This is a genomic window from Micromonospora sp. NPDC003776, from assembly GCF_053605645.1.
The window spans coordinates 1-7,452 of the sequence record NZ_JBSGJR010000346.1; the positions used below are offsets into that span (position 1 = coordinate 1).

A 7,452-nucleotide genomic window follows, 5' to 3' on the forward strand; every position below is an offset into this window, starting at 1 on the left:
GCGAGCAGCCCGGCGGCCCCGGCCCGCCCCACGCCGGCCAGCGCCGCGCGCCCGGCGGAACGCAGCACCGCGGCGACCAGCAGGCCGCCGAGCACCAGCATGCCGGCGGAGGTGGCGAGGGCCACCGCGAGCACCCGGTCGGCCAGCGGCAGGGCGTGCCCGAGCAGGACCGCGAGCGCCGGCACGGTGAGCCAGCCCACGGCGGTGGCGACGGTGGCCGCCCGGGTCTCGCCCCGGGCGTAGAGGGCGCGGGTGAGGACCGCGAACAGGCCGTAACCGAGCAGGCCCGGGGCGAAGCCGGCGATGCCGGCCGCCGCCGTGCCGGCCGTCTCGGGCGCGAAGAAGAAGTGCCCGACCGGGACCGCCGTGCCGACCAGCGCGGCCGCGCCGAGCAGGCTGAACAGCACCACCCCGCGCACCGCCGGGGCGAGCGTGCGCCGGTAGGTGTCCTCGTCGCCGGCCGACCGCGCCGCCGCCAGGGTCGGGTACGCGGCCACCGCGAGCGGCACGGCCAGCACCGACCAGGGCAGGAAGTAGATGGTCTGCGCGATGTTGTAGATGCCCGGGTTGGCCGTCGAACCGTAGGAGACCCGGTTGAGCACGACGATCAGGGCGACCTGCTGGGCGGCGACGGTGACCAGCCCGGCGACGGCCAGCCCGCCGACCCGGGCCCGGGCCTCGGCGGGGAACCGGAAACCGGGCCGCAGGGGCAGCCGCAGCCGGCGCAGCGGGATCAGCAGGGACAGCGAGAGCACCACCACCCCGAGCGTGGTGCCGCCGGAGAGCAGCAGCTCCCCGCCCCGGCTGACCCCGCCGACGGTGGCCAGCCGCCCCTCCACCGCGGTGAAGCCGAGGTAGACGGCGATGACGGTGACGCTGGAGAGCAGCGGGGCGAGCACCGGCCAGGCGAACCGGCGGTGCGCCTGGAGCACCCCGGTGAGCACGATGCCGACGCCGTAGAGCGGCAACTGGGGGGCGAACACCCGCAGCATCCGCGCCCCGGCGTGCTGCTGCACCTCGCTGAGGCCGGATCCCTGCAGCGCGACCAGCGGTTCGGCGAAGAGCGCGACCAGCACGGCGAGCGGCACGAGCAGGGCGAGGACCCAGCTGAGCAGGGCTCCGGTCGTAGCCGCGACGGCCGCGCGGTCACCGCGCTCGGCCGCCGCCGCGAGCAGCGGGACGACGAGGCTGGCCAGCGCGCCACCGGCGACGATCTCGAAGATGAAGTTGGGGACGTTGTTCGCGACGAGGTAGGCCCCGCCGAGGTCGGTGGGCGCGAGCGTCCAGGTGAAGACGGCGGTGCGGCCGAAGCCGGCGAGCCGGCTGACCACGGTGAGGACGGCGATGAGCGCGGCCGCTCCGGCCACCCGGCCGGCGCCGGCGAGGGGTGCCGGTTTCGTCACGTCAGTCCGCGAGCCGGCCCAGCGCGTCGAGTTCCCGCAGCCCCGGGGTCCGCTGGATCACCTGGGTGAAGCTGACCTTCTCGCTGGCGGCGGTGAGCGCCGCGACCACGGCGAGGACACCGGCCCGGCCGAGCGGGCCGGTCCGCGCGGCCAGGCTCACGCCGAGCAGCGCGCCGAGGGCGTTGGCGCCACTGTCACCGAGCATCACCCGCTCGTCGAGGTCCTCGCGGACCAGCCCGGCGGCGGCGCCGACCGCGCCGGCCGCGATGCCGCCGTACGGGCCGCGGGCCAGCGGCGCACCCAGCAGCAGGCCGGACTTGAGCGCCCGGCCGGGCCGCAGGTCGAGCAGGTTGAGCAGGTTGGCGGTGCCGGCCACCACGCCGGCGCCGAGCAGCACGTCGATCCCACGGCCGAGGGCGCCGGCGCGCTGCCGGCGCGGGTGGGCCGCGACCCGCCGGTCGGCGGCGAGCAGGGCGGCCGCGCCGAGCCCCGCCATCCCCACCCCGGCGATCTTGATGAGGCCGGCGGTGACCTGCCCCTCACGCAGCGCGGCGAGGTGCCCGCCGAAGCCCTTGGCGGCCTTCTGCTCGGGACGCACCCCGACGATGTCGTCGTAGAGCCCGACCGTGCCGGCACCCACCCCGGCGAGCAGCGCGGCGGCACCGGCCGGGGCGCTGCCCGCGCCGAGCGCGCCCGCGGTGGCGGCCCCGACGGCCAGGGCCGGCCCGGCGGCCAGGGTGACGGTACGGCCCCGGAAGTTGGTCCGCTCCAGGGTGGGCGCGGCCGGGGAGGTCCGCACCTCCCGCAGCACATAGCGGGCGGCGACCGCCCCGGCGCCGACGGCCAGCAGCCGACCCAGTCTCACGCGACTCCTCCGATCCGGAATGCCAGCGCGCCGCGGTACGGACCGGACACCGGCCCCGCGGTCACTGGGGCAGTTTAGGCAGCAGCGAGGCGGCGTTGTCACCGACGCCGTACTGGCCGGCCTTCTTCTCGGTGACCTGCTGCACCAGGGCCAGCGTGGTGACCAGCTGGCCCTGCACCGTGTTGGCGTTGTCGACGGTCGAGATGGTCTGCGAGAGCACCGGGTCGCCGCGGACCACGGCGACCACGTTGCCGCCCGCCGAGCCCATGCCCCCGACCACGATCGCCCCGTTGCGGTCGAACTGCTCGGCGATCTTCACCACCGACTCGTCCTTCTTCGCCGAGTCCTTGTCGACGTACGGCTGGCCGGTGACCAGCACCACCGCCTCGGCGGCCCCGGAGATCTTGTCCTCCGGGGTGAGGTAGCCGGCGGTCGCGTACGACTGGAGCACCGACCGGCGCTCGGCCTCGGGGACCGCCGGGCTGCCCGACGGCCGGTCCAGCAGGACGCTGGCGAGCAGGGCGCTGGAGGTCTCCACCCCGTGGCTGTTGCTGGGCAGGCCGGGGACCTGCGCGCCGTTGGCCAGCTCCAGCAGGTTGTTGTTGCTGTCCGGGTTGATGAACTTGTCCTGGATGTCGATCCGGCCGGTGACGCTGGCCCCGGCGAGCTGGAGCATCTTCACCACGCCGTCGGTGTGATCGCGGCCACTGGGCAGGCTGAGCACCAGCACCCGGTGGCCGGTCAGCTTGCCGGGGAGGACGACCTGCGCCATCTCGGCGGCGAAGTCCTCCTCCATGTCCAGTTCCTTCTGCAGGCTGTTGACCGACTGGCGCATCTGCGAGTTGTCCTTGCGCAGCGCGTTGACGTTCTCCTTCAGCGAATCGGCGACCGGCCCGTTGAGGGCGGCCGTGCCGACCACCAGGCCGATCGCCAACGCCAGGAACACCGCGGTCAGGGACACCACGTGGTAGCGGAAGTTGATCACGCTTGCAGCCTCTTGATCGTCGGGGAGCTAGAAGAGCTGGCCGAGCTGGAACACGAAATTGTCCCACCATTCGGAGACCACGCCCAAATACGCCTTCCCGACGGTGGAGACCGCCACGGCGGAAGCCATCGCCGCCACCGCGGAGAGGACCAGCAGCAGCAGCGAGGAGCCGGAGATGCTCTGCCGGTAGAGCCGGCTCACCCCCTTGGCGTCGACCAGCTTGCCGCCCACCTTCAACCGGGTCAGGAAGGTCGAGGCCATCCCGCCCCGGCCCTTGTCCAGGAACTCCACCAGGGTGGCGTGGGTGCCGACGGCGACCAGCAGCGAGGCGCCCTTCTCGTCGGCCAGCAGCATGGCCAGGTCCTCGCTCGTGGCCGCGGCCGGGAAGGTGACCGCCGGCACACCCAGCCCGTTCACCCGCGCCAGGCCGGGCGCCCGACCGTCCGGGTACGCGTGCACCACCACCTCGGCGCCGCAGCGCAGCACGTCGTCGGTGACCGAATCCATGTCACCGATGATCATGTCGGGCGTGTAACCCGCCTCGACGAGGGCGTCCGCGCCGCCGTCCACCCCGATCAGCACCGGCTTGAACTCCCGGATGTACGGGCGCAGCACGTCCAGGTCGGCCTTGTAGTCGTAGCCTCGGACCACGATCAGGCAGTGCCGGCCCTGGATCTGGGTCTGGATCTCCGGCACGCCGACGCCGTCGAGCAGCAGGTCCCGCTCCTGCTTGAGGTAGTCCATGGTGTTGGCGGCGAACGCCTCCAACTGCACCGACAGCCCCTCGCGGGCGTCCGCCATCGACTTGGCCACCGTCTCGGCGTCCTGCAGCGTGCCGTGCGCGACCGGTTCCTCGCCGACGAAGACGGTGTTGCCCTCGATCCGCACCACGTCGCCCTCGCGGACCTGCTCGAAGACGCTCTCGCCCAGGTCGTCCAGGAGCGGGATGCCGGCGGAGATCAGCACCTCGGGGCCGAGGTTCGGGTAGCGCCCGGAGACCGAGGGCTTGGCGTTGAGGACGGCGGCGACCCCGACGGCCACCAGCGAGTCGGCCGCCACCCGGTCCAGGTCGACGTGGTCGATGATCGCGATGTCCCCGGGCCGCAGCCGGCCGACCAGCCGTTTCGTCCGGCGGTCGAGGCGCGCGGTGCCGAGGATCGAGCCCGGTTCCGCGCTCCGGTTCCGGCGCAACGTGGGTAGACGCATCGTGACCATCCTGGCATGTGAGGCAGGGTTTGCTGTCGCGACATGCCTGAGCAGGGCCGCCTACCCAGGGAAGCACACCGGAGCGCATGCCGGTGTGCTTGCGCTCACAATCCCGACGTCACGGACGCCTTTCCTTGGCCGCCACGGCCAGAAGTTCCTCGGCATGCGCGATACCCAGATCCGAATCCGGCAAACCTGCCAGCATCCGGGCAAGCTCCCGAGCCCGTTCGGTGTCCTCCACCACCCGCACCCCGCTGGTGGTCACCGCTCCCCCGGTGTCCTTCGCCACCACCAGGTGCCGGTCGGCGAACGCCGCCACCTGCGGCAGGTGGGTGACGACCAGCACCTGGTGGCTGCGGGCCAGCCGGGCCAACCGCCGGCCGATCTCCACCGCGGCCTGCCCGCCGACGCCCGCGTCGACCTCGTCGAAGACCAGCGTGGGCGGCCCGCCGGAACCGGCGAAAACCACCTCGATGGCGAGCATCACCCGGGACAGCTCACCGCCGGACGCGCCCCGCTGCAACGGCAGCGCCGGCGCGCCCGGGTGGGCCAGCAGCCGCAGCTCCACCTCGTCGGCGCCGTCCGGGCCGACGCCGGCCTCGGCGCCGTTGACGGTCAGGCTGGGCTCCGCCCGGCCGGCGGGCCGGGGCAGCACCGCCACCTCGATCCGGGCGTGCGGCATGGCCAGCCCGGCCAGCTCGACGGTGACCTGCTCGGCGAAGCGGACCGCCGCCTCCTGCCGTGAGGTGGAGACCCGGCCGGCCAGCTCGGCCACCTCGCCCGCCAGCCGGGCCGCCTCCTTGTCCAGCTCGTCGAGGAGATCGTCGGAGGTGTCCAGGTCGGACAGCCGGGTGCGGGCCCGGTCGGCCCAGGCGATCACGCCGTCGACGTCGTCGGCGTACTTGCGGGTCAGCGCGCGCAGCGCGGCGCGACGCTCGTAGACCGCCTGCAGCCGGGCCGGATCGGCGTCCAGCCCGGCCAGGTAGGCCGAGAGCTCCGCGGACACGTCGGCGACCAGGGTGGCCGCCTCCTCCAGCCGCAGGGCCAGCTCGCCCAGCGCCGGGTCGGTGCCGGCCTGCGCCTCCAGCGTGCGCCGGGCGGTGCCGAGCAGCGCGCCGGCGTCGGGGGTGTCGTCGGCCGCCTCCACCCCGCCGGCCACGCACTGGTGGGCGAGCTGGGCGGCGGTGCGCAGTCCCTCGGCGTGCTCCAGGCGCTGCGTCTCCGCCTTCAGCTCGTCGTCCTCGCCGGGCTGCGGATCGACCCGGGTGATCTCGTCGAGGCCGAGCCGGAGCAGGTCGGCCTCCTGGTTGCGGGCGCGGGCGTTGCGCCGCCGGTCGGCCAGGTCGTCGACCACGGCCCGCCACCGGGTGTACGCCTCGCGCAGCGCGTCGAGCAGCTTCTCGTGCTCCGGACCGGCGAACCGGTCCAGCGACGCCCGCTGCTCGGCCGGGCGCAGCAGCCGGAGCTGGTCGGACTGGCCGTGCACGGCCACCACCTGCTCGCCGACCTCGCCCAGCATGGACACCGGCATGCTCCGGCCGCCCAGGTGGGCCCGGGACCGGCCCTCGACCGTGACCGTGCGGCTCAGCAGCAGCGACCCGTCCTCGTCGGGCTCGCCACCGGCGTCGGTGATCCGGGCGTGCACCGTCTCGGCCACCCGGCCCTGCAGGCGCAGCCGCCCCTCCACCACCGCGCGGCCCGGTTGGGCCCGGACCCGGCCGGCGTCGGCCCGACCGCCGAAGAGCAGCCCCAGGCCGGTCACCACCATGGTCTTGCCGGCGCCGGTCTCGCCGGTGATGACGTTCATCCCGCCGGTCAACGGGAGCGTGGTGTCCTCGATGACGCCCAGTCCGGTGATGCGCAGCTCTTCCAGCACAGCACCCGACAGTAGACGCGCCCTGCGACAGTTGGCCAGCCGACGCGGGCGGGGCTGTGGACACGGTCCGGCCGCGCCGTACAGTTCTGCCCCGTGCTGGACGTGATCGGCCTGACCCCGGACGAGGAGCAGCTCTACCGCTGCCTGGTACGCCTCACCACCGCCCGGGTGGCGGAACTCGCCGAACGGCTGGGCCGCCCGAGGGCGGTCGTCGTCGCGCAGCTGGACGCGCTGCGTGGCAAGGGACTGGTGCTGGCGACCGGACCGGAGCCGGACGCCCCGCTGCGGCCGCTGGCACCCGACGTCCCGCTCGGCGAGGCGCTGCTGCGCCGGCAGGAGGCCCTGGAGGCGGCCCGCGCGGCGGTCACCCAGCTCACCGAGGAGTACCGGGCCGGGATCCGCCGGCACCACGCCGACCACCTGGTCGAGGTGGTCACCGGCGCGCGGGCGCTGCGCGACCGGCTGCGGGACCTGCAGAACGGCGCCCGCGACGAGGTGGTCTGGTTCTGCCGGGCCAACCCGCTGGCCATGCCCGGCCAGGAGAACGTCGAGGAGTTCGACGCGCTGGCCCGCGGGGTCCGCTACCGGGCCATCTACGAGCGGGAGATGCTCCTCGAACCCGGCGCGCTGGCGGACGTCGAACAGGGCGTACGCGCCGGGGAACAGGCCCGCGTCCTGGACCGGCTGCCCGTCCGGCTGGCCGTCGTCGACGGCCGGACGGCCATCTGCCCGCTGGTCGGCGAGCGGGACAGCGGCGAACCGACGGCCGCGGTGATCGGCCGCAGTCAGCTGCTGGACGCGCTGCTCGCGCTCTTCGAGAGCCACTGGCTGATGGCCACCCCGCTGCGGTCGGCCGGCCCACCCGTCGACCGGGGCCGCGACGGGTGGCGCCCCGACGCCGAGGAGGCCCGACTGCTGTCGCTCTTCGTGGCCGGCGTGCCGGACAAGTCCATCGCCTCGCAGCTGGGGGTGAGCCGGCGTACGGTGCAACGCCGGCTGGCCGACCTGATGGCGGTCGCCGGCGTGGACACCCGCCCCGGGCTGGCCTTCCAGGTGGCTCGGCGCGGCTGGATCTGAGCCGCCCGGCACCGCCGCCGGCCCCGCTTCCCGAGTGCGG

General features: G+C 74.6%; 6 protein-coding genes. 1 reads left to right on the forward strand and 5 read right to left on the reverse strand.

The features are described from left to right. The 5 genes from murJ to recN all read right to left on the reverse strand — a co-directional run. Window positions 1-1,403: murein biosynthesis integral membrane protein MurJ (murJ, locus tag ACWEVO_RS24170; protein ID WP_452309799.1), on the reverse strand; the 1,403-nt coding region annotated here is incomplete at its 3' end. A gap of 1 nt (window position 1,404) precedes the next feature. Then, a complete protein-coding gene (locus ACWEVO_RS24175) occupies window positions 1,405-2,268 on the reverse strand; it encodes a hypothetical protein (protein ID WP_452309800.1) in 864 nt (287 codons plus the stop codon). Between the two features lie 61 nt (window positions 2,269-2,329). Beyond that, entirely contained in the window at window positions 2,330-3,253 is a 924-nt protein-coding gene (locus ACWEVO_RS24180; protein ID WP_452309801.1) for a copper transporter, read from the reverse strand. A 27-nt stretch (window positions 3,254-3,280) separates the two neighbouring features. Continuing rightward, window positions 3,281-4,459, reverse strand: coding sequence for a putative cytokinetic ring protein SteA (gene steA / locus ACWEVO_RS24185; protein WP_452309802.1), 1,179 nt, complete (start codon window positions 4,457-4,459; stop codon window positions 3,281-3,283). Between the two features lie 118 nt (window positions 4,460-4,577). Then, window positions 4,578-6,335: a DNA repair protein RecN gene (recN, locus tag ACWEVO_RS24190; RefSeq protein WP_452309803.1), complete on the reverse strand. Its 1,758-nt coding sequence runs from the start codon at window positions 6,333-6,335 to the stop codon at window positions 4,578-4,580. A gap of 93 nt (window positions 6,336-6,428) precedes the next feature. Between recN and ACWEVO_RS24195 the strand changes: the two genes are divergently transcribed. Then, a complete protein-coding gene (locus tag ACWEVO_RS24195) occupies window positions 6,429-7,412 on the forward strand; it encodes a helix-turn-helix domain-containing protein (RefSeq protein WP_452309804.1) in 984 nt (327 codons plus the stop codon). Window positions 7,413-7,452: the final 40 nt, after the last annotated feature.